18 protein-coding genes are annotated in these 22,559 nt (G+C 61.2%); 2 read left to right on the top strand and 16 right to left on the bottom strand.

Features of this window, described 5'->3' with window-relative positions; translation table 11 throughout:
• Positions 1 to 18 precede the first annotated feature (18 nt).
• Positions 19 to 423 carry a type II toxin-antitoxin system HicB family antitoxin gene (locus M1E04_RS10850; protein WP_410933326.1) on the top strand — a complete coding sequence of 135 codons (405 nt, stop codon included), beginning with the start codon at positions 19 to 21 and terminating at the stop codon, positions 421 to 423.
• A gap of 361 nt (positions 424 to 784) precedes the next feature.
• Here M1E04_RS10850 and M1E04_RS10845 read toward each other — a convergent pair whose 3' ends face one another.
• The 16 genes from M1E04_RS10845 to tssA all read right to left on the bottom strand — a co-directional run bounded on the left by M1E04_RS10845 (position 785) and on the right by tssA (position 21,247).
• Positions 785 to 1,807: a serine/threonine-protein kinase gene (locus tag M1E04_RS10845; protein ID WP_456292947.1), complete on the bottom strand. Its 1,023-nt coding sequence runs from the start codon at positions 1,805 to 1,807 to the stop codon at positions 785 to 787.
• Entirely contained in the window at positions 1,804 to 2,532 is a 729-nt protein-coding gene (locus tag M1E04_RS10840) for a PP2C family protein-serine/threonine phosphatase (RefSeq protein WP_410928921.1), read from the bottom strand. Before M1E04_RS10840 ends, M1E04_RS10845 begins: the two co-directional genes overlap by 4 nt.
• A complete protein-coding gene (gene tssM / locus M1E04_RS10835) occupies positions 2,532 to 6,059 on the bottom strand; it encodes a type VI secretion system membrane subunit TssM (RefSeq protein WP_456292946.1) in 3,528 nt (1,175 codons plus the stop codon). The genes M1E04_RS10840 and tssM overlap by 1 nt, the downstream gene beginning before the upstream one ends.
• Positions 6,060 to 6,072: 13 nt before the next feature.
• On the bottom strand, positions 6,073 to 6,954 hold the full coding sequence (gene icmH / locus M1E04_RS10830) for a type IVB secretion system protein IcmH/DotU (RefSeq protein ID WP_296306016.1): 882 nt from the start codon (positions 6,952 to 6,954) through the stop codon (positions 6,073 to 6,075).
• 5 nt (positions 6,955 to 6,959) lie between these two features.
• Entirely contained in the window at positions 6,960 to 8,291 is a 1,332-nt protein-coding gene (gene tssK, locus M1E04_RS10825; protein ID WP_065988886.1) for a type VI secretion system baseplate subunit TssK, read from the bottom strand.
• The gene (gene tssJ, locus M1E04_RS10820) at positions 8,288 to 8,794 is read right to left on the bottom strand and encodes a type VI secretion system lipoprotein TssJ (protein ID WP_192130342.1); all 507 of its coding nucleotides are present in this window, start codon (positions 8,792 to 8,794) and stop codon (positions 8,288 to 8,290) included. Before tssJ ends, tssK begins: the two co-directional genes overlap by 4 nt.
• A 5-nt stretch (positions 8,795 to 8,799) precedes the next feature.
• Complete coding sequence (gene tagH / locus M1E04_RS10815; RefSeq protein ID WP_192130341.1) at positions 8,800 to 9,999, bottom strand: type VI secretion system-associated FHA domain protein TagH; 1,200 nt, start codon at positions 9,997 to 9,999, stop codon at positions 8,800 to 8,802.
• Positions 10,000 to 10,016: 17 nt separating this feature from the next.
• Positions 10,017 to 10,157: a type VI secretion protein gene (locus tag M1E04_RS10810; RefSeq protein WP_065988884.1), complete on the bottom strand. Its 141-nt coding sequence runs from the start codon at positions 10,155 to 10,157 to the stop codon at positions 10,017 to 10,019.
• A gap of 78 nt (positions 10,158 to 10,235) precedes the next feature.
• Positions 10,236 to 11,753: a sigma-54 interaction domain-containing protein gene (locus M1E04_RS10805; RefSeq protein ID WP_456292945.1), complete on the bottom strand. Its 1,518-nt coding sequence runs from the start codon at positions 11,751 to 11,753 to the stop codon at positions 10,236 to 10,238.
• A gap of 10 nt (positions 11,754 to 11,763) precedes the next feature.
• The gene (gene tssH / locus M1E04_RS10800; protein ID WP_456292944.1) at positions 11,764 to 14,343 is read right to left on the bottom strand and encodes a type VI secretion system ATPase TssH; all 2,580 of its coding nucleotides are present in this window, start codon (positions 14,341 to 14,343) and stop codon (positions 11,764 to 11,766) included.
• Entirely contained in the window at positions 14,340 to 15,362 is a 1,023-nt protein-coding gene (tssG, locus tag M1E04_RS10795; protein ID WP_065988881.1) for a type VI secretion system baseplate subunit TssG, read from the bottom strand. Before tssG ends, tssH begins: the two co-directional genes overlap by 4 nt.
• A complete protein-coding gene (gene tssF / locus M1E04_RS10790) occupies positions 15,326 to 17,113 on the bottom strand; it encodes a type VI secretion system baseplate subunit TssF (RefSeq protein WP_296306008.1) in 1,788 nt (595 codons plus the stop codon). Before tssF ends, tssG begins: the two co-directional genes overlap by 37 nt.
• 107 nt (positions 17,114 to 17,220) lie before the next feature.
• Positions 17,221 to 17,640 carry a type VI secretion system baseplate subunit TssE gene (gene tssE, locus M1E04_RS10785; protein ID WP_296306007.1) on the bottom strand — a complete coding sequence of 140 codons (420 nt, stop codon included), beginning with the start codon at positions 17,638 to 17,640 and terminating at the stop codon, positions 17,221 to 17,223.
• Between the two features lie 13 nt (positions 17,641 to 17,653).
• On the bottom strand, positions 17,654 to 19,129 hold the full coding sequence (gene tssC / locus M1E04_RS10780) for a type VI secretion system contractile sheath large subunit (RefSeq protein ID WP_456292943.1): 1,476 nt from the start codon (positions 19,127 to 19,129) through the stop codon (positions 17,654 to 17,656).
• A gap of 25 nt (positions 19,130 to 19,154) precedes the next feature.
• A complete protein-coding gene (gene tssB / locus M1E04_RS10775; protein ID WP_065988877.1) occupies positions 19,155 to 19,658 on the bottom strand; it encodes a type VI secretion system contractile sheath small subunit in 504 nt (167 codons plus the stop codon).
• Between the two features lie 32 nt (positions 19,659 to 19,690).
• A complete protein-coding gene (tssA, locus tag M1E04_RS10770; protein WP_456292942.1) occupies positions 19,691 to 21,247 on the bottom strand; it encodes a type VI secretion system protein TssA in 1,557 nt (518 codons plus the stop codon).
• Positions 21,248 to 21,927: 680 nt separating this feature from the next.
• On the opposite strand from tssA, the gene M1E04_RS10765 reads away from it, so the two are divergent.
• Complete coding sequence (locus M1E04_RS10765) at positions 21,928 to 22,446, top strand: Hcp family type VI secretion system effector (RefSeq protein ID WP_065988875.1); 519 nt, start codon at positions 21,928 to 21,930, stop codon at positions 22,444 to 22,446.
• Positions 22,447 to 22,559: the final 113 nt, after the last annotated feature.

Below are 22,559 nucleotides of genomic sequence, written 5' to 3'. Positions count from 1 at the left end.
CTAGCGCAGGAGCACACCATGCAATATCCAATCGCCATTGAATGGGGCGACGAAACGACGGCTGTCGGCATACAGATTCCGGACATTCCCGGCGCGGTGACGGCTGGCGACACGTTTGAAGACGCTTACAACGCTGCGGTCGAAGTCGCCCAAATCTGTCTTGAAGAGTTGGTCGCCGACGGCCATCCCGTGCCTATGCCGTCGTCGGCCAGGGCGCATCACGATCATGACGACTACGCAAACATGGGCTGGGGTATGGTCGAGATCGACATTACTCCTTATCTGGGCAAGACCGAGAAGGTCAATGTCACCTTGCCGGGGTTTGTCATACAGCGTATCGACCGTTACGTCCGCGACCACAATGTCAAAAGCCGATCTTCATTCCTGGCGGATGCGGCGCTGGAAAAGCTCGGGCGGATTTGATTCCCCAGTGACCGCAACAACACCACACGTTTTTCACAGGACCGGCTTTAGCCGCGAAGGCATCGGGTGCCACACCGCGAAATTGAGAGCGTTCAAACCGGCCCCTTCCCGGCTGAAGCCGGTCCCACAGTACGAGCGCGTCCCCCCTGACACACCGCGTGCGCTGTTAGTGGGACCGGCTTTGGCCGGGAAGGCGTCGGGCGCCACACCGCGAAATTGAGAGCGTTCAAACCAGCCCACTCCCGGCTGAAGCCGGTCCCACAATATGAGGGCGCGCGCCCTCCGACACATCGCGTGCGCTGTTAGTGGGACCGGCTTTAGCCGGGAAGGCGTTGGATCTCGCACCGCGCACGTGATGGCGTCACCAGGATGGGCGGATCTTCCTGTACCACGGCCAGGACGGGGAACCGGTGAAAGCGTCACGCATTTGCCCGGCCGTTATCGCGCGGGCCCCGGTGTCAAAAGCGAGGGCGGTTCGCAAGGCAGGCCAGCAACGTTTTGGTAGACGGGCTGGCGCCTGCAAGCCGACGTGGAGGTGTTCATCCCGTGCCTGGGTCGAGGGCAGGTGGCGAAAGGGATGTTTGCCGCTTGCCAGCTCGTAGATCACACACGCCACCGCGTAGATGTCAGCGCTTGCCGACAGCTGCCGGTGTTCAAGCAGTTCAGGTGCGGCGTAGCCCGGAGTCCAGGCGTTGAAGCGCTCGCGGCTCAGGTGTGGCAGGCCGGGCAGTACGCCCTCCTCGGCCCTGCCAAGGCCGAAGTCGAACAGGCGCACGCCGTTCTCGCTGAGCATGACGTTGCTCGGTTTCACATCCCCGTGAATAACACCGCAGCCGTGGGCGTAAGCCAGGGCGTCCAGCAACGGCAGCACGATCTGCCGCAGTTCTTGCCACGGCAGCCCCAGAGGCCGCTCGCAAAGAAGTTGGTCCAGCGTCAGACCTCGCATCAGTTCCATCGTGATGAAGGCGCGCTCGCAGGCGGTGTCGACGTGAAATCCGTGCACACGCAGCACGTTGTCATGCCGCAGGTAGCGGGTCAGGCAAAACTCGCTGTAGAGCACGGCGCTGGCGTCTGGCGATTCGGCGAAGTCCTGGTTGAGGACCTTGAGCGCGACATACGGGTCGGGATCGCCGTACTGCTCGGCGAGCAAATCGCGGGCGCGGTAGACGGCTCCCATGCCGCCGGCGCCAAGCAGTCGCTCAATGCAGTAACGGCCTGCGAGAACGTCGGGCATTGTGCTGAAGGCCGATGGGGCCGACAGGCGAGCGGGTTCACGATTTTTCGACTGAGCGAAGGCGTAGTAGGTGAGATCGCTGGGCGGGTCATCCCCGGGGGGATCAACGAGCGCCTGCCCATCGGGATCTGTTTGCAGAGGATCGGTCATCCGCGGATCACCACAGCCGTCAGGTTATCTCGGGCGGCACCCCGCAGCGCGTCGTCGAACAGGCGCTTGAGTGCCATTGCCGGCAGAGCCAGACTCAACGCGTGGCCCAATGCATCGCTGCTCAAGCCCTGATACAAACCGTCGCTGCACAGCAAGAACGCATCGCCGGCAAACACCTCAAGCTCCAGCACCTCAAGTGTCAGTTGTTCGGCAGCGCCCACCGCTCGGGTCAAGGCGTGCCCGCCAGGGTGGGCCCGGGCCTGTCGAGCATTCATCTGTCGTTCATCGATCAGTTGCTGTTGCAGCGAATGGTCCCGGGACAGCTGATACAGCCGCTGACCGCGCCACAGATAGCAGCGGCTGTCCCCGGCCCAGACGCAGGCCGCCCGGTTTTCCTCCACGAGCAGTGCGACCACCGTGCTGCCAATGATGCTGTCCTGTCGGCCTGCATTAACGGTCAGCTCCTGACCCAGCCGCCGGTTCAGCCAGTGCAGGCACTGTCTGACGCCGATAAGCCTGTCATCGAAGTTTCCGTGCAGCGGCAGCTCCGCCAGACTGGCGACGATCATCTGGCTGGCGATGTCGCCCCCTTGGTGGCCGCCCATGCCATCGGCGACCACCCACAGCCCCTGCTCGGGACACTCCAGAAACGCATCTTCGTTACGTTCCCGGACCTTGCCGGCGTGGGTCCGGGCAGCGCTGCGCCAATGGCCGGCGGCCGCCATCAGAGTTGTGCCGGCATGCGGAAGCTGCGCAGCACGGCCATGTCGAACGGGTTTGGCGAGCGCTGGCTGGTCAGCAGGTAGCTGGCACGCAGCCCCCCTACGTCGGCCTTCAATACCAGGACGTCTCGACCGCTGAGTTCCTCCCGCTGCATCGAATCCAGCAACCGGAACAATGACCACGGTCCCGAGCTTTCTTCGATACCCAATGGGCGGCCCACCATTCTGTCGAGCACCAGGCTGGTTCGACCGGCCTGGGCATCGGTGGGCCACTGAAATGACACCGGGACAATCGGGCCATGGCGGTATTCGAGGGTCTTGTCGCCCAGCTTGAATTCGGAACGGCTGACAGAAGAGTCCAGGGTATGGGGCTCAAGTTTGAACTGCAGCTGTGGCTCGGCCGGGTTGTCCGCAAAGAACCCCTGCCGGATGACCCGGGCCGCGCCCAACTGATCGAGATACGCACGGGAGATCGGCAGGCTTTGCCCGTCGATACTGCGCAGACGGTAACTGCCCTTCTCGCCACTCACGAACGGCCGCAGAAAACCGTCGAAGAAGCGGTCTGCGACGCCCTGTACCTTGAAGAACTCGCGAAAATCACCGAGTGCGACATCGCTGGCACTGTTGGCGTTGAACGGATAACGCTTGCTGATCGCCTTGGCGTAAAAGCTGTACACCTCACTCTGGTAGTGCTGGTTCACGTGTTGATAGGCGTCGCGAAGCACCAGCCGCCATGAGTCCTCGGCCAAGGTGCTGAACCACGCGCCCACCGGACGCGGCAGCCGACTGGATGCCGCACGCAAGGTGCCCAGCGCATCACGCTGCCCGCCCATGCGTGACTTGGCCATGTCGAATGCCGCCTGCTCCGGCGAGCTGGCCCTGCCCAGACTGGCCATCTGCATTTGCAGCTCGTTGAGCACTGCCAGAACGGGCACCAGATCAGCCGTCGGCCCGTCCTTGTCGTCGAGCAAGCGGTGCAACGGATCAAAGCGCGTTTGCAGGGATTTGCGCGCGGTATCCGGGACGGAGGCACTCAAGGCTTCAGAACCCTTGCTGGACGCAGCCACCGCCAGTTTGCCGGCTTTGCCCCCTTTGTCCGCCACCTGCGTGGCAACATCGATGGCGTCTGTCAGGGCCTCGGCAACCGGGGTGAAGCGTGTGTTTTCGCGGACTTCCCTGAGCAGGTTGATCACTGGCGAATGGGCCGACGTCAGGCCCGCCAGTTGCTCTGCACTGTCGGCGAAATCGTAGGGCCCGGGCAGCTCGACCGCGCTGACCGCTTCGCCCCAGTAATCGGCGTAATCGCGGAAATAGAGCTGTTCAAGCTCCACCATCAGACGCCGCATGTCCATGTCACTGAGGCCGGCGCCTTCACCCAGCACCCAGTTGTCCCGCAGGATATCGGCCACCACCCGGGAGCCGTGCACCGAGAAGTACTGCTCGTAGCCCTGTCGGGTGTAGAACCCCGGAATCACATAATCGGCGCCGACGAACAGCGCCGCCTGCGGCCCGAGGTGCTGGTCGAAACTGTAATCCGGCAAGGTACCGGCCTGCTCGCGCAGGATCCGGTAGACAACGTTCGCCAGGGACTCTCCGCGCAGGACCTGCCGTGCCTGCGACACGCGTTGATCATTGAGGGCATGGACGAAAGGCAGCTTCAGCAACCGTTCGAAGTGGCTGTTCAGACCGTCTTGCACCGCGACATTGCCGGGGTACAGCTCGGACCCATCAGCGGCGACCCGCTCCCTGAGCCACGTCGCATCACGCCGGTCTTTCATGCCGAGCATCAAATAGGCACGCAGGCTTTTGAGCAGGCCCTCACGATTCTCAAGGTTGGCGGCAATCTGCCCCTCCAGCATCATCGCAACCTGAGGCAGCAGCAGACGCTCCAGCTCGCGCTCGTAAGCGCCTTCCACAACCGGATTGACCGCTTCGCCTTGATAAAGGCCGCCACGCGCCTGGTAACCGACGTCCCCTTTGCCTGGGAAAACCTGGGTCGCCGCGTAACGGGTGTCCAGCACTTTGAGCACTGCGACAAGGTCAGTCTGGACCGTGTGCGCCGACCGCTGTTCGGCCCAGGTTCGAGCCAGGGCACTCACACTGTCGAGCCGTTCATAGTTGCTGGAAAAACTCACGGCCCAGAGGCTGCCAAACAGCGCGAGTGACGCCAGCGCCCCTGCATATAGTGCACGCTGGGCCCAATGGATACGGCTGCGCTCGCGGGTGTCCAGGCCGGCAAGGTCCGCCTCCGGGAAGATCACCCTGCTGAGCAGATGGTTGATGAAACGCGAGCGCCTGCTGCCCAGAGTCGGCAGCGATCCCGTGCTGATCCCCGGACTCACACCCCTGCCGACCGCAGGCGCGTGCATGTCCTGCTCAAAGCCGGGCGCGCTGGTGAGGTAGAAGCCCCGCAACTGGCTGGCTGACTGATAGCGATTGCCAGTGAAGGCCAGTTCCACAAACACGCACACGCGCTCGCCGATTCGACTGAGTTGATGGGGGAAGTCGAGAATGCCGCCACGGCGCGAGGGATCGCGCTCTTGATGGATGCGGGTGATCACCTGACTGTTGAGCCGAACCAGCAGTTCGCCGAATTCATCGCGCAACACCTCGGCGTCAGTGCCGCTCTGCCCTTTTCGGAAGGTCGTACCGAGGACCTGATCACTTTCCTCGCGGGTCAATTGATCGAAAAACGCGTCGAACCCCGGAAGACTGTCGGCCTTGCTCAGCACGAGGTAGACCGGCACCTCGGCGTGCAGCTTCTGATGCACCTCCTGCAAACGCGTACGCACCTGCCGTGCGAGGATTTCGAGTTCAGGGTCGCTGTCGTGGAGCAGCGTGTCGACAGGGAGTGTGACGAGTACGCCGTTCAGAGGGCGGTTGCGGCGATATCGGCGCAGCAGGTCAAGCAGCGTGCACCAGGCGCTGCGGTCGATATCAGTGCCGGGTTGGGTCAGGTAACGGCCAGCGGTGTCGACGAGCACGGCATTGTTGGCAAAATACCAGTCACAGTGGCGAGTGCCTCGAGGATCACGGGCGAGTGTGCGCTCGGCCTTGTCGAGCGGAAACTCGAGCCCTGAAGAGTCCAGCAGGCTGGTCTTGCCGGCGCCCTCGGGGCCGATCAGGAGGTACCACGGCAGCTCGGTGCGCCAGTGATCACTGCGGCCGCGATACAGGTCTGAGGTCTTCAGTGTTTTCAGCGCGTCCTTGAACCGCGTCGTCAGTTCAGCCTGCTCCTCGTCGATCTGATCGTCGCGCTGCATGCGCGCCTGACCGTCCTCACTGTCCTCCACCGCTTGCTTGCGCTCTCCGGCACGCCAGCTGACATAGACCATGGCAAGGCCCCAGAGCAGGCACAGCGAACTGATGGTCAACAGCCGAGAGGTTGAACTCTCCCAGAACTTTCGATCGTCAACCGCGAGGGCCGGCCCGACGAACCAGACCGTGAGCGCCACGAGCAGTAGCAGCAGGAGCGTCCACACCCACGTCTGACGCAAAAGCGCGCCGGTTTTCTTGAAAAGGTTTTTCATTACACGTCTCTGTTTACGGCTGCGGCTGCGATTGCGGCTGAACGGCAGGCTGATCAAACGGCTGATAAGGTTGCAGGACGGCGTTCCGGTGCTCGCCGAGCACCCAGGCAAAGCCCGAATACATCACAATCAGACAGACCAGGGTGAAGCCCACGACCATCCCGCTGGGCACGATGCGCACCAGGTTGCGGCGCTGGTTGCTCAGGCCTTCCCAATGGGGCGATAGCTCGCGAGGCGCATCACCGCGCAGCTGACGAATTTGCCGGTAGACCGCGTCGCGGATGTTCTCGAGTTCCTGCACGCCACGGGTCTGCACCCGGTAGCGGCCCTCGAAGCCCAGCGACAGGCAGAGGTACATCAGCTCCAGCATCGGCAGATGCTTCACCGGGTTCTTCGAGAGTCGATCCAGCAACTGGAAGAATTTTTCGCCGCCGAAGGTTTCCTGGTGAAACCTGCTCAGCAGGCTCATCTGCGACCACTCGCTTTCGTTGCCCCAGCCACTCGTGACCACGGCCTCATCCAGCGCTGTGCAGAGCACATAACGGGCACCCGCGACCTGACTGGTCTCGGCGCCGTTGTGCAGCGCGCGCGCTTCAAAGGACTTCATCACGCGGGTCAGATGCTCATGGAGCGCGCCCATGTCTTGCGGGAGGTCCCCGCGCTTGAGCCGTACCACCTCGGACAACAGCTCCGATGCAGCGGCCACGAGCGGGTTCACGCCGACATTGAACGTCTGCGCCGGACGCAGGTGCGCGGCGTAAATCATGCGTTCTTCCAGTTGCTCGAAGCGAGGCGGCGGCGTGGAATCCGTGATCGGCGCCGATGCGGGGCCATGACCCTGTCGGCTGACCAGCACGGTTTTGTGGTCCTGGCGGTAATCGTTATCCCTGATCATGACGGTCAGTTCCTGATGGCCCAGAATTTAAGCTCCAGCTCGGCGAACTCACCGGACACATGGAACGCGAAACCGCCGGAGCGCTCCAGCTGCGCCAGGTCTTCGGAGCTGAGTTCGAGGAGGAAGTAGGTTTTGTTCGAATGAAACGCAATTTGCCGTGGCGCCACCGGCAACGGGGTGAGCTTGATGCCGGGCAGGTGCAGGTTCACCAACTGGCGGATACGCTCCACCGGTGCAACCTTGAAATGCGCCGGCAGACGGTGGCGCAGTTCCTCGGAGTCGCAATGGGCACTCGCCGCCAACACAAAGGAGGCCGAACCCAGCAGCGTGCGATCGTGCAGCGGCGATACCGTGATGCCGTATTGACGCGGCTGCAGCACCAGTTCGATCGCGTGCTGCTCCAGCACCATCGACAGCATCTGCCGAAGCGCTTCCATCAATTTGCGGAAGCTTTCCCCTTGATCGCTGTGCCGATAGCGACTGTCCAGACGCGGCCGCTTGCTGTCGCTCGAGAAGGTCGCCAGATCGCCCAGCAGGGTCAACAACACGCGGTAGAGTGCTTCCGGATGCACGTGCTCCAGACCCAGGTAGTGACGCAGCAGCAGTTCGGCGCGATTGATCAGCTGAAGCATCATGAAGTCGCCCACTTCGGCGCCGGCGACCGTGCCGCTGGCGCGGATGCGCTCGGCGATGCTGTCGCCCCGGTGACTGAGCATGCTGATGACTTCCTTCAGGCACGACAGCAGATAGCTGGAGGCATGGGACTGAAGGTAGGTCGGAACGAAATCCGGGGCGAGGCTGACCACACCGTCAGGGGTGGTGTCGAGCACATCGCAGATCTTCAGCTTGACGTACGCGTGGTCGCTCTGCTGTTCGCCCAGCAGCAATCTGAAGTCGGGCCGACCGCAGCTGACCTGACACGCCGCGTCATCACCTGCATTGGAATCGGCGACTTGCGCTTCGTACGCGGTGTAACGCGCCAGCACATCGGACTGCTCCGGACGCCGCGCCTCCACGTGATTGCCGGTGATCAACGGCAACGCCAGGTAAACAGGCGTGTTGCCGGTATTGGGCGGTATGTCGAGGGCCAACGACTGGGTGTTGCCGCCCAACTCGAACACACTGCCGTCAGGGAGAATGCCCGACGCCTGGCTGATGACCAGTTTGCCCATGTTGAGAAACTGCAGGTCGATCTCCAGCGTCAAGAATCCCCAGGCATAGCCACCCATCAAGCGAGTGCGGACTTTCAACTGGTGGTCGTAGTACCGGTCGTTGTGCTGGAAGTGCTGCGGACGCAGCAGCATGCCCTCCTGCCAGATGACTTTGTGAGTATTCATGGCTGGTCAACCGCCTCGGCGAGCGTTTCATGGGAAGGCCGAATGCCGTTTTCATCGAGGGTCAGATCGACGTCGGTGGCGGCTTGCGGCGCGAGGTAAAGCGTGGAGCGCCACGACGCTTGTGACAGGTCGCGGTACGCCGCCACAACGCCGACGTAGCGACTGCCCTTGTGCACACTGAGCTTGAGCTCGACCGTTTCGCCCGGGCGCAGCTCAAGCTCCTCGGTGGCGACCAGGTCCGGCGCCAAGGACTCTTTGGCCCGCTCATACAGGCTGAAAAAGTCAGCGTTCTCGAAGGCCACTGCATGCTCAAGCTCGTACAGCCGGACCACAACGGGTGACGGCCGGCCGTTCAGATCGGGATTCAGCTGATCGCTGGCCGTGAGCCTGAGGTTGAGTTTGGTCAGGTGTGAATACGGCGACAGCGTCGAGCAACCTGCCAGCATGAGCAGAGCAATCAACGCAGTCAGCGTACGTAGGAAGACAGTTGAACGGCGAAACATGCGCTTCATCCCTGATGATCTGTGTGGAGGGTGGAAATCAGACGAATTTGCTCTTCATAGGCTTGGGCGAAGTCCCGCGCCAGCAAGCGTTCACTCCAGTCATTGTCCTGGCGCAACGCCTGGTGGTAGCGGCCGAAGGCTCTCCAGCGACTGCCGGAGGTCACGAGCAGTGGCGGGTTATCGCGCTCGAATCGCAGGGCGAGTTGCTCGGGTGAAAAATGTTCCAGCGTGGCGCGGGCTGCTGCGCGACTGGCGGCCAGCAAGGCCACCTGGTGCGCCTGCACGTCATGGAATGCCCGGTTTATTGCCAGCTCGGCAGGCAGTTGCCCGGGCTTGCCAGGGCGCAACAACGCCGACAGTGCTTCTTCAGCATCAACCGCCGACTTCAGCGGATTCCGCTGAGCGCCCTGCACGGTTGTCTGGGACAGGCGCAACTCGTTTTTCAGCTCGCTGCGGGTGTGCAGGTTCTGCTGCAGACCGCCAATGCATTGCCTGAGCAAACGGCCGGCATTGAGCGCCAGCATTTCCCGGGCATCCTGATCAAAGTCGTCGAATTCGATGCCCAGCGCTTCGGCAAACCGGGTCCAGAAGTCATCGGTCTGGCGCTCGACTTCACTCACTGCAGGCGCCGGTGGTGGCTGTGCCGCGGGATCTTCGACCAGCTCTGGCACGCGCAGGCTTTCCATGTCCACCCGGGCATAGTCCGCACGCTGTTGACCGTCCTTGATGGCGCCACCTGGCGAAATGAGTTCGTCGATGTCTGAGTGGACGCGCTCCTGCCGATCGAGCGCATTCAGCGGGTCGAGGTCCAGAAACGAGTCGTCCGGGATGATGCTGCCGGCCGCATAAATACGACCCACGTCACCGTCGAATGAGGCCGGGTCCCGTGTGAGCCGGGCACGCAGTTCGAAATCGCCCAGCACATACAGACTCCCATGCTCGATGAGCACGGCCTGTCCCTTGGGCAGCCTTGTCCTGCTCTCCCCGCTCAGCACGCCATTGCTGCTGGTGTCGGTGAGATAAAAGCGGCCATCGCGGTAGCTGATCAGGATGTGGTGGTGGGACACGTGCCGATTGCGGTCAGGAATGACCCAGTCGCAGTCCTCGCCCCGTCCGATCACGCCGCCCGCCTGCCTGAAGGTTTTTTGGCACTGCTCTGCAGGCACAAACTGCCGGGCGCTGAGCATCTCGAAAACCAGTTCCATGGTGATTCTCCTGGCGGTCAGTAATTGCGGTTGGCCGCCTGCGGATCACCCAGCGGGCGATAGCTGTTGTCGTTGAACGTGTAATTCCCGCTGCAACCCGAGAGGCCACAGAGGAGAACAAGGGTGAGCAGAACAGCGTTCCGGTGATGAGCAAACATCAGAGGGTCTCCAGGGGTGAGCACCAGGCGCCAACGGTCGGCGCGAGGGAAAGCAAGTGGGAAAGAAATGGTTCGGGTCTACGCATTGACTTCACCCAGATTGATATTGAGGCGGCCAAGGCGGTACAGCAGCGTGCGCCTGGGCAGGCCAAGCTCGCGGGCGGACAGGGTCTGGTTCCCCGCGTTTTTACGCAGGCAATCGAGCAGCAAGCCGCGTTCGACCTGCTCAAGACGTTCGCGCAGATTCAGGCGGGCATCATCAGGGGCGGCCTGCGCGCGGAGGGTGAAATGCTCGGCGAGCAATTCGTCGCCTTCACACAGCAGAACGGCGCGTTCAACCAGCCCCTTGAGTTCGCGAACGTTGCCAGGGAAGGCATAGCCAGAAAGATAATCGAGCGCGGCGTCCGACCAGCGCAGTGCATCCCGTTGCAGAAATGCGCAAGCCTTGTCGGCAAAATGTCGGGCGAGATCGACGATGTCATCGCCGCGCTGACGCAGGGCGGGCAACTCGATGGGGAATTGCGAGAGACGGTAGTAGAGGTCTTCGCGAAACGTGCCTTCCCTGACCATGACCGATAAATCCCGGTGGGTCGCTGCAAGGATGCGCACGTCTATCTTGTGCGTATCGTTGCAGCCCAGCGGGCGTATCTCGCCCTCCTGCAGCACCCGCAGCAGCTTGGCCTGCAGCGACAATGGCATGTCGCCGACCTCATCGAGCAACAGGGTCCCGCCGTTGGCAGCGTCGAACAGCCCGGCGCGATTACGCAGGGCACCGGTGAACGCCCCTTTGCTGTAGCCGAACAGCTCGCTTTCCAGCAGGCTTTCGGGCAGTGCCGCGCAGTTCTGCACAATAAAAGCCTGAGAGCGACGCGGACCATGGTCGTGGATGGCACGTGCCACCACCTCCTTGCCCGTGCCCGTTTCTCCGCACAGCAAAACGGTATACGGGCTGTGCAGGACTTTACTGATCATCGAACAGGTCTGGCGCAGGGGCGCGCTTTTGCCGATCAATCCATAGGCGCTGATGCTGGGCACACTGACGGGCACGGGTCGTAAGTCATCGGTACGGCGTTTCAAGCGCTGAAGAAGGTGCAATTGGCGCAGCACGAACGTGCCCAGTCGGCCGAGGGAGTCGGCAAAAGCGTGCAGCTCGAGGTGTCGAGTGCTCGCGCAGACGAGCAAGCCTTCCACCTTCTGCTTATCACTGACGATGGGCACACACAGCAGCGACTGCCAGGGCACGGCTCTGGTCGGCAGGAACCTGGTTTCATGCAGGCTGCCCGGCAAATCGGCAAGGCACACAACGCGGTTTTGGCACAGCGCAAACTGCAGCAGCTGCTCATCGTTGTAATCGGCGGGCAGGTTTTGTCCCTCGCGGGGTTGCAAGCTGCCCTCAAGGCACTCGGCGGTCATCCCCAGACCCGTATGACCCGCGTCCAGCAGATAAAGCTGTGTCAGCTCGCACCCGCTCAACTCGGCGAGCCCCAGCGCGAAACCGCCCAGCAGCGCCGCATCGTCGCTGGCGCAGGCGAGCCGGGCGAATTGCTCCAGCAACGCTTCGGCGTAGGCCAGCGGCTGCGGGACCTGAATGAACATCGCGCCCACCTCAGGCAAACTCGCAGGTCACGGCGGCTTCGTGATCGACGGTTGCGTGCACGGACGTGAGACGTTGACCTGCCGCCATCGCATCGAGCAACCGGTCAGCCACCTGGGGCAGTACGTGAAGCTCCAGCAAGTGGTCGATCAGACGTGCGCCGCTGTCACTTTGGCTGCAGCGCTCCACCAGATGATCGACCAGCGCCTCGGAAAAGGTGAACGCCAGCTGACGGCGATTCAGACGCTCGCCCAGGCGTCCCAGTTTGACCTCGATCAATTCGCGCAGCACTGACCCGCTCACGGGGTAATAGGGGACGACGCGCATGCGGGCCAGCAGCGCCGGCTTGAAGTGACTCGCGAGCACCGGACGGACAGTGTCCTCAAGCACCTGCGCAGCGGGACGCGCGCCGTCGGCACAGAGGTCACTGATGAGGTCGCTTCCCAAGTTCGAGGTCATCAGGATCAGCGTGTTGCGGAAATTGATCTCCCGCCCTTCCCCGTCGTTGGCCACGCCCTTGTCAAAGATCTGATAGAACAGATTCAACACGTCCGGATCGGCTTTTTCGACTTCATCGAGCAGGACCACGGAATACGGTCTCTGCCGCACCGCTTCGGTGAGCATGCCGCCCTCGCCGTAACCCACGTACCCCGGCGGCGCACCAATCAGACGCGAGACGGTGTGCTTCTCCTGGAACTCGGACATGTTGATGGTGGTGATGAACCGCTCGCCGCCGTACAGCAAGTCAGCGAGCGCCAGCGCGGTTTCAGTCTTGCCCACACCGCTCGGCCCGACCAACAGGAACACGCCCACGGGTGCGTCGGGTTTGTTAAGACCGGCTGCGGTGGCCCGCATCGAACGATCAAGGGCGTGCACCGCGTGCTCCTGACCGCGAATACGGGCGCTCAAGTCCCTTGAAAAGCTGGCTATTTTGGCATTGTGCTCCCGCGCCAATTGCGCCAAGGGCACGCCGGTCCAGGCACTGATCACTTCGGCGACAAGCCGCGGGCAGACTTCGAAGCTCACCAGCCGCTCCCGGGCCTGGGCCTGAGTCAGGGCGAGGTGAATCTCATCGCGTGCGGCTTGCAGGTCTTCGACAGTGTGCGGTTCATCGACATCAACCGCCTGCGCCATTCGCTGACGCAGCTCCAGCAGGCGCTCGGCCAATCCCTTCTGTTCAAGCCAGAGTGACTCGAGCGCAAGGCGTTCTTCATCCGCAGCGCGCAAACGGTTTTCCAGTGCATCCAGTGCCGGATGATCAATGAGCAAACCGGCTTCGGCGTCACGACGCAGCGCCTGACGCTGGCGGCTGCCTTCAGCCAGTTCATTGCGCAGACGCTCAAGACGTTGGGGGGCGGCGGCGAAGCTGATGCGAACGCGTGCGCACGCCGTGTCGAGCACATCGACGGCCTTGTCCGGCAACTGGCGGCCGGCGAGATAGCGGGCAGACAACTCAGCGGCGGCGACCACTGCGTCGTCCCGCAGATAGATGCCGTGGCTCCGCTCGTAAACGTGAGCAAGGCCACGCAGGATGGTCACTGCTTCATTGATGGTCGGTTCGTGCAACCGCACCGGCTGGAAGCGGCGGGCCAGCGCCGGGTCTTTCTCGATGTATTTTTTGTATTCGGTCCAGGTCGTCGCAGCGATGGTGCGCAGTTCGCCACGCGCCAGGGCCGGCTTGAGCAGGTTGGCCGCATCGGAGCCACCCGCCTCCCCCCCGGCCCCGATCAGGGTATGGGCCTCGTCGATAAACAATATGATCGGTTTGGGCGACGCCTTGACCTCGTCGATCACGCCCTTGAGGCGACGTTCGAACTCCCCTTTGACGCTGGCGCCGGCCTGCAACAGCCCCATGTCCAGCGACAGCAGCTCAACGTCCTTTATTGCCTGCGGCACTTCCCCGGCGACGATACGCGACGCCAGCCCTTCAACGATCGCCGTCTTGCCGACACCGGCATCACCCACCACGATCGGGTTGTTTTTCCGCCGACGGGCGAGAATATCCACCATTTGCCGAATGGCGTCGTCACGGCACAGCACCGGGTCGAGCCTGCCGTCTCGGGCCTGTTGGGTGAGGTTATGGGTAAAGCGGGTCAGCAGTGACTCGCCGACCCCATCGCGGTTGCCGGCGTCGGAATGGGCCTTCTGTGACAAGGCGAATGCTTTCAAGCGCTCGATACTCAGTCGGGCGAGCAATGCCTGATAGCGGCTGCCCGCGTAACGCATGGGGTTGCGCAGTAACGCAAGGATCAGCGCCCCTTGTTCAACCTGGGTCTGGCCCAATTCAAGGTTGGCGACCAGCAGCGCATCCTGCAGCCACTGCACCAGTTCCGGGGCAAATACCGGGCTGCGGGACGCACTGTGTTCCATCCGCATCTGCAACGCGGCGCCAAGTTCACCCGCGTCCACACCGGCATCCTGCAGCGCGCGGGACAGCAGGCCCTGTGGGCGCTCCAGCAAGCACAGCAACAGGTCCTCGACAAGCACCTTGCTACCGCCGCGTCCCACGCAGCGCTCGGCGGCGTGCTCCAGGTCGCGACGGCTTTCGGCGTCGAGCGCCTGAATAAGTTGTTGCAGGTTGATGTTACTCATCGTTCGGCTGTCCTTAATGATTGGCTGCCCAGGGTGACCACGCCGTCCGCGCGGTCGCGGCCCAGCCAACTGGTCCATCCCAGGCGACACGCGTTCTGTCCGGCCAGGCGCAGTTCGCGAATTTCTTCCTGACGCAGCGCCAGGCGAACGTCGTAATCAAGCGGGTCACGCAGCGTGAATCGCACCAATGCGCACAGCGGTTGGTAACCCGCGCCGATGGGCAGGAACTCGTGGAAACGCTGCCAGCCAAGCTCTCGAACATGAATGCGGAATTTGCCACTGCGGTCGCGGACGTGTTCGCCAAGCACCAGGTCCTCGCCGAGCTGGCTGTTGGCTCGGCCAAGGCTGTTGCGCTGCTCTTGGAGAATGTCCACGCGACGCTCCATGCATTGTTCAATCGTCAGTGCTGCGTGTTTGAAGTAGTACCGCAGCACCGCCTCGATCAGCGCTGCCGAATGCGCGCGCAGGCTGAGCAAACCCAGGTAGGGCAGCAGTCGCTTCCAGTTCAGCTCCCGCGCCTGTCGAATCTCCTCGCTGCCCAGTCCGATGAGCGCGAACAACTGCGATGAAAACGGATCGATCGCGCCGCTTTCAAAACAGGCGCGGTAGCGGTATTTCTTCCAGATCGGCAGCATCAGCCGATGCAGGCGGTGGTGAAACAGGTCCAGGAACTGGCGGGTCGGGTTCCCTTCCTCGCTGTCGCCCAATGCCTGCTCGCTATAGAACGCAGGCAAAGGCGATCCGGACCCTACAAGTCCCGGCAGGTTGAAGCGCAGGCGTGCACGCATCAGCCCGGACGCTTCAAAAAACTCCACGCGGTCCACATCACTGCCCGGAAAACCGAGGCTCGGGTTGGCTTGGAATTCCAGCTGGTCATACAGGTCGTCATCGCTCAAATGCGGGTGCGCCATGCGCAGCCGGTCGATGACCAGCAAGACGGCCTGAAACAGCGAATATTCGCGTATGCCTTGGGTCAGCCCGCTCAAAGCAGGGGCTGCAGGCCCATACGGGGTGTCCATTGGTACACCTCTCCCTGTGTGCTTTTCACGCGCAGCTCGTGATACGAATTGAGGCTGGCGTAAAGCGCAAAAAACTCATTAAGAACGGAGGCGAACACGAACACGTCGCCCTCGCCGATATAGCCGTGCGGGTCGATGGTTAGCTCGGTGCGCAACCCGCGTACCGGCAGCCCTTTGTGCAGCCGGTCGACATGCTGGTGCCGGATCGACTTGAGCCCGCCCAGCAGGCGCTTACTGACCTTTTCTGCGTGCGGGTCGTAATAGCGCGGCAAGTCGTAGGTTTCGAGGATCACCTTCAAGGCATTGACGTCCGCCAGGGACAGGTAGTTAAGCGACATGTTGCTGATCAGCTTCCACAGGAAGTCGCGGTTCAGCGGCGGCGCATAACTGGGCGTGGCCGGGGTGATATTGCGGAAGGTCAGACCTTCCGGTGTCTGTTCGCAGGCGATGCAAATGTCACCCAGCTTGAGCTTGCGCGGCAGGTTCTGATGGGTGCACGTCATCTCGATCGACAGTGTTTCAGAGGCTTCGGTGTGACGGATGCCGAAGCTCAGGTAGGTGTCGAGCCCATCGTGCAGCGACGATGAACGCTGGCGAATGCTGTAGTGCGGACGGCGGTTCGGCACATCGAAACTGGGGTCATGCTCAAAGGACTCGAAAGGCACGTAGGTTTCGTAACCCAAGCCACCGGGCTTCCAGCCGATCACCGATTCGACCGAAAACACGCCGCAATTTTCCGGGCTATAGAGCGCCGGCATCAGCAGGTACTCGTCCTGTTTGCCCTCGAGGCGGATCGGCGTGGCGTCATGTTTGAACAGGTTCACGATGGGCGTGCAATGGAGCTTGACGTTGTCCAGCGTCGGTCGCAGGCGCTGCACACCGCTCTTGCGAATGTCGAAACGCAATTCAAGCCCGCGTAGGCGTTTGAGCGTTTCTTCCGGCAATGCAGCGAGCAGGTCCAGACCATTCACGTCCACAAACAAAAACTTGTCCTGGAAAGCGAAGTACTCCTGCAGATAGCGGTAACCGCGGAAGGTATTCAGCGGATACGGGATCAGCGCTTCGTCTTCGGCAAATCCCACGGGCTGGATACGGTCGCCAGGGATGCTGAATGACATGGGCAGGCCGTTGACGCCCTGGATGGGCTTGCCGTCCCCGTCCAACGGCACCAGCTCGATCCTCTCGAGATTGCGCAGAAGGCTCAGATAAAGCATCTGGCTGATGTAACGCTCGCCGGCAAAATGCAGGCGCAAACGGCTCAATTGCAACTCACCAAAATGGCCTTCGCCGCTGATCTCCAGCCGCAAACTCAACAGTGAGCCCTCGCCCTTGACCGAGTACGTCAGTGCGACCAGATCGAGCGCCTGGACATCGGTCGGGTAGCAGGTGCGGAAGCGACACTGCACGCCATCGATCGGCACGCTGTCCACCGGCGTATCCCGCTCCACCCTCAGCGCAGGCCCTGCCAGCTTCAGCGGGTCAAATTGCAGAATGCTGAAGGCAGGCAGCGGCTGCATGTAGTTGGGCCACAGCAGTTGCATCAGCGAATGACTGAGCTCGGGCAGCTCGTCATCGAGCTTCTGTCGCAGCCGTCCGGTCAGGAACGCGAAGCCTTCCAGCAGCCGCTCTACGTCAGGATCCCGTCCGGCCTGCCCCAGAAAAGGCGCCAACGCCGGGCTGCGCTCGGCAAACAGACGACCTAGCTGGCGAAGCGCGGTGAGCTCGCTTTGGTAGTAGTGGTTAAAGGACATGGTGTTACCTTCGAGCGCAGCTGTTTGGTTCAAGGGTGGTCGTTGCGGAAAACCGCCTGCTGGTGCCTTCCGTCATCGGGTGCAGTCACATGCAGCGTGTCCTGACATCAGGCTTTTCTGTGGTTGACCTGTACCTGACCGCCGCCCTCCAGGCGGGCGGCGAAAGTGACCTGACGCTTGAAACCCTCAACCTCCAGCAGCCCCTCGATACGAAAGGCGAGCCGAAGCTGATCGTTTTCGTGGGGCAGCGCGATGACCTGGACGCTGCTCAAGCGTGGCTCGTAGGTTTCGATGAAAACCTCAATAGCGAGCCGCGCGTTGGTCAACGCGTCATGAAGGCTCAAACGCATGTCGTTGAGATCCGGCAGCCCGTAGTCGATAAGCGTCTGAACGCTGCCCGCACGGGTGCTGAGCATCTTGGCCAGATGGGCAGCCACCGATGCCGTCGCAGCGTCTTCGCGGCTCCAGCCAACGCGCTTGTCGGCGTCGCCACCCAGGCGTTCAAAAAGGCTGCCGTAGCCAGTCATGCGTCGACCCCTTTCACTCTTTGTCCAGCTTGCCCACCAGCGACAGGGTGAAATCGGCACCCATGTATTTGAAATGCGGGCGCACGTTCAGGCTGACCCGATACCAGCCGGGTTCACCCTCCACGTCACTGACGATGATCTGCGCGGCACGCAGGGGACGCCGACCACGGACTTCAGCGCTCGGATTCTCCTGGTCGGCAACGTACTGGCGAATCCACTTGTTCAGTTCCAGTTCGAGGTCAGTGCGTTCTTTCCAGGACCCCAGCTGCTCGCGTTGCAGGACTTTCAGATAGTGAGCAAGACGGTTGACGATCATCATGTACGGCAGCTGGGTGCCGAGTTTGTAGTTCAGCTCCGCCGACTTGCCCTCCGCGCTGGTGCCGAAAAACTTGGGTTTTTGAACCGAGCTGGCGGAGAAGAACGCCGCGTTGTCCGAGCCCTTGCGCATGGTCAGGGAGATAAAGCCCTCCTCCGCCAACTCGTATTCACGCCGATCGCTGACCAGTACTTCGGTCGGGATCTTGGTTTCGATTTCACCCATGCTTTCGAAGTGGTGCAGCGGTAAGTCTTCGACTGCGCCACCGCTCTGCGGACCGATGATGTTCGGGCACCAGCGGAATTTCGCGAAGCTGTCCGTCAGCTTCGTACCGAAGGCGTACGCCGTGTTGCCCCACAGGTAGTGCTCATGGCTGTTGGCAACGGTTTCCTTGTAGACGAACGACTTGACCGGATTCTCCTGCGGGTCGTACGGGTTGCGCAGCAGGAAGCGCGGCACCGTCAGGCCCACGTAGCGGGCGTCTTCCGACTGACGGAAGCTCTGCCATTTGGCGAACTGCGGGCCCTCGAAATGATCCTTCAGATCTTTCAGGTCTGGCAGGCCGGTGAAGCTTTCCAGGCCAAAGAACCTGGGGCCGGCGGCGGCGATAAATGGCGCGTGGGACATGCAGGCCACGCTGGAAACGTACTGCATCAGCTTCACGTCCGGGGCGCTGGGGGACATGAAGTAGTTGGCGATGATCGCTCCCACAGGCTGCCCACCGAACTGACCGTACTCGGCGGTGTAGATATGCTTGTAGAGACCGGCTTGCATGACCTCGGGGGAATCTTCGAAATCTTCCAGCAAGTCCTCTTTGGACACGTTGAGGATTTCAATCTTGATGTTCTCGCGAAAGTCGGTCCGCTCGACCAGCAACTGCAAACCACGCCAGGACGACTCCAGAGACTGGAAGTCCGGGTGGTGCAAAATCTCGTCCATCTGACGCCCCAGCTTGGCGTCGATCTCGGCAATCATGCGGTCAACCATTGCCTTCTTGACCGGCTCACCCGCATTTTGGGGTTTGAGCAGTTCCTCGATAAACGCCGACACGCCGCGCTTGGCGATGCCATAGGCATCCTCATCCCGAGGCAGGCGGGTTTCGGCAATGATGCTGTCGAGAATGCTGAACTCGCCGGGTTCTTTGCCCTGCTTCTGCGCTGGTGTAGTACTCATGATGTTGGCTCCTTGGCAGATGGACTCAGGTGTCCTGGGCGGCGGCGTTCAAACCCAGCTCGCCCAGCACGCGACCGCGGGACTCGTCGTTGGCGAGTACCCCTTCAATGGCTTTGCGAAAAGCGGGCGCGTTCCCCAGCGGTCCTTTGAGCGCCACCAAAGCGTCGCGCAGTTCCATGAGTTTTTTCAGTTCCGGCACTTGGTCGACCAGCGAGGCCGGATTGAAGTCCTTCATCGACTTGACGTGCAGTTGCACCGCCAACTCCTCATTCCCTTCCTCCGCTTGGAGACGGTTGGGCACGCTCAGCGTGAGGCTCAGGGCCTGCTTCGCCAGCACCTCGTCAAAGGTCATCTTGTCGATACTGATGGGCTTGCGCTCTTCGACTTTTCGCTCGTCTTTTCGCAAGGTGTAATCACCGATTGCGAGCAGCTTCAAAGGCAGCTCGATCTCTTCCTGCGCACCCCCCGTGGCGGGCTTGAACGTGACGTTGATACGTTCTTTGGGGGCTACCGATCCTTCTTTGGCCATGGCCGTTCTCCTGGTAATTAGGGCCCTGGGGCCTATTCAAGTACGACTTCGAGGTCGAGGTGGCACAGCCTGCGATAAACCTCTTCCTTGCGTTCCCGGGCGCCATGACCCTGAGGCAGCAATTCGAAACAGCTGTGCAAGAGATGCAGCACCTGCAGCGCAAGATCAGGCTCCCAGGCATTGATGCCTGAGTCCTGCAGGGTTTGGTCGAGGGTTTCGAGCTGGGTCTTGGCGAGTTCGTATTTCCTGGCGGTGAAGCACAACCGGGCCAGGGCGAATTGCCAGAAAAATCGTGCACGCTCGCCCCGGGCGCTGTGCAGGCCCTGCTTCAGGCGCTGGACAGCGGCCCTGATGCCGTCATCGCGCAGCACCGAGACCGCGCACTCCAGGGCGTCTTCCCAGACCGGCTGGTTAACTGTGGTGTCGACGCTGCGAGGCGCGCTGGCAGCCTGCAGGCGAGGTGTGACGCTGGCGCCAATCCAGGCGCGAGTCGCAGGGTCCGCAAACGGGGTGCCGTCGTGGAAACGAAGCTCGATGACCCCGGGGAGCCGCTGAATCAACAGCGCGAACTGGATTTCTACCTCACGCATTGCCACCTCGGCTTTCAGCGCGTGCAGGCACTCCCAGACCATTCGCTGGCCATCGAACCAGAACGGCGCCTTTGCCAGACTCGCCTCCAGCTCGATAATCAGATCGGCGTAGCTGCCCTGATCGTATCGGTCTCGATAACATTTGAGCTTGTCTGCCGGGAGCCCGCGCAGCGCGGTGATGTGCTCTGAGTTGCGCTCCGGCAATGCCTCGATCGGCAACCACAGCAATGTCCGGTTCAAACGCAATGCACGCAGATCGCTGGCTTTCTGCTTGAGCCACCAGGCACACAATGAGCGCCCGCTATCCTGCTGAAACCGCAGGGACTTTTGCGCGTCTTTCTCGCTGTCGATCAGCGCAGTTGAGGGGAGCGGCGGAGTGGCAGACGGCTTGACTGGCGCATCAGCGCCTCCGGCAATCCTGGCGTCAGGCAGGTTGTGAACCGTGTGCCGGGCCATGTTTTTCAAACGCCGGGACACCGGCAAGAGCAACGGTGCATCGTCGCCCATGTGCTGTGTGAACACCGCATCAAGGTCTTCGAGCATCTCGACGAGGCGACTGAACAGCGGCGACTGCTCTTTGATAGCGACGTCATCAAACAGCACTTGCTCAAGACGGGGGAGCAGCCAACCGATGGCTGCGGAACGGGTGCGGGCCTTGACGGGATGAACTTCATCCCAGTGGTGCACGCAAAGATGGTGAAGAAGCCCAAGTCCTGCCAACAGCCCCTGGAAAGATTCACGCTGATACAGGGCCCACGTCAGCCAAGCCCCGACGCGCAAATCTTTGGATTGGGTGCGAAGCAGGTTTTCACTTTGTTCACGCACGTTCAGCCAGTCGATCTGGGCCGTTTCATGCATGGACTGAGCTTTATTAACCTCGTTTTCCAACGCCTCGTATTCGTTTGAAAAACGAATGTCTTCACCCGCGAAGCTCACAGTGGATATGCAGGTTTGGGCAACTTCAAGATAATGTTCAGACAGTGGACTTGAATAAGACATTCGAGATCTTCAGCGTAAAAACGCGCCAACGACAGACACTTAAATCGGCGAGCCTGACAAAATTAAAATACGAGCGAAGTGGGCAACCGACATGTAACAAAACGTCTACCCTTCAGAGGCCGCGAATAGTACTCAGCGGTAATTACACTATCAAGCTTTCTATAAACGCGATATTTCCACTAGCCTTGTAGGAGGTTTCTTTGAATACCGGGTATTCAGAGAGACTTCTTTCATATATCTTTTTTTATCGATGATCGAACGGCGGAAAACATAGGGTTCAGAGGTCAGAATCGGAGCCTGGAGATCATGCAGCCCCCATGCCTGGCTCGATTATTCTTACTCAGCTGCCTGCACTCACTCGCGACAAGCACTATCACTGGGCCTCCATGCGCAAGAAGTTGCGCACTGCCTGAACGAAAAATCGCTGACCGATAACTTGCAGCCCTTATATCCCGACCTCTGTAGCCAAATGCGCAAGAAGTTGCGCAGCGCTGTGCAACTTCTTGCGCACATCACGGCAGAAAACTTTCCCCTTCACCGGCAAAGAACCGTTTAACCCCCATCAAACCCATGTTTTACAGGGATGAGTTCTTACATGGCACGAAGCTTGAACTAACACCACTGTCCACCAGGCGAACTGGCTGTTGGGCACTTTAATTTATGAGGCAAGGAGCATCTTCATGGCAACACCAGCGTACATGTCCATCACAGGCACCAAGCAGGGCCTGATCACCGCGGGCGCTTTCACCGCAGACTCGGTCGGCAACACGTTTCAGGAAGGTCACGAAGATCAGGTCATGGTGCAAGGGTTTCAACATGAAATGATCATCCCCCGCGACCCGCAGTCGGGTCAGCCGACCGGTCAGCGTGTTCACAAGCCGGTCAAGATCACCAAGGTGTTCGACAAGTCTTCGCCGCTGTTGCTGGCAGCCTTGACGTCGGGCGAACGCCTGACCGAGATCACTATCCAGTGGTATCGCACCTCGGCGGCAGGCACACAGGAGCATTACTACACCACTAAACTCGAGGACGCGATTATCGTCGACATCAAAGACTACATGCACAACTGCCAAGACCCGTCGAACGCCCACTTCACTCATCTGGAAGACGTGGAGTTTACCTACCGCAAGATCACTTGGACCCACGAAGTCTGCGGCACGTCGGGCTCCGATGACTGGCGCTCGCCGGTGGCTGGCTGAGTCCGGCTGATCCTCAAAATCCCGGCCGGTAAGACTGGCCGGCATTTCCGAGCCTTCGCGGCGCGGGCTAGCGGATTTTGCGGCAGATGCGCTGTCCAACCCCATGTTCGCGG

The sequence above is a fragment of the Pseudomonas sp. AK106 genome, assembly GCF_053903055.1.
This window is presented reverse-complemented; position numbering and strand designations above follow the sequence as displayed.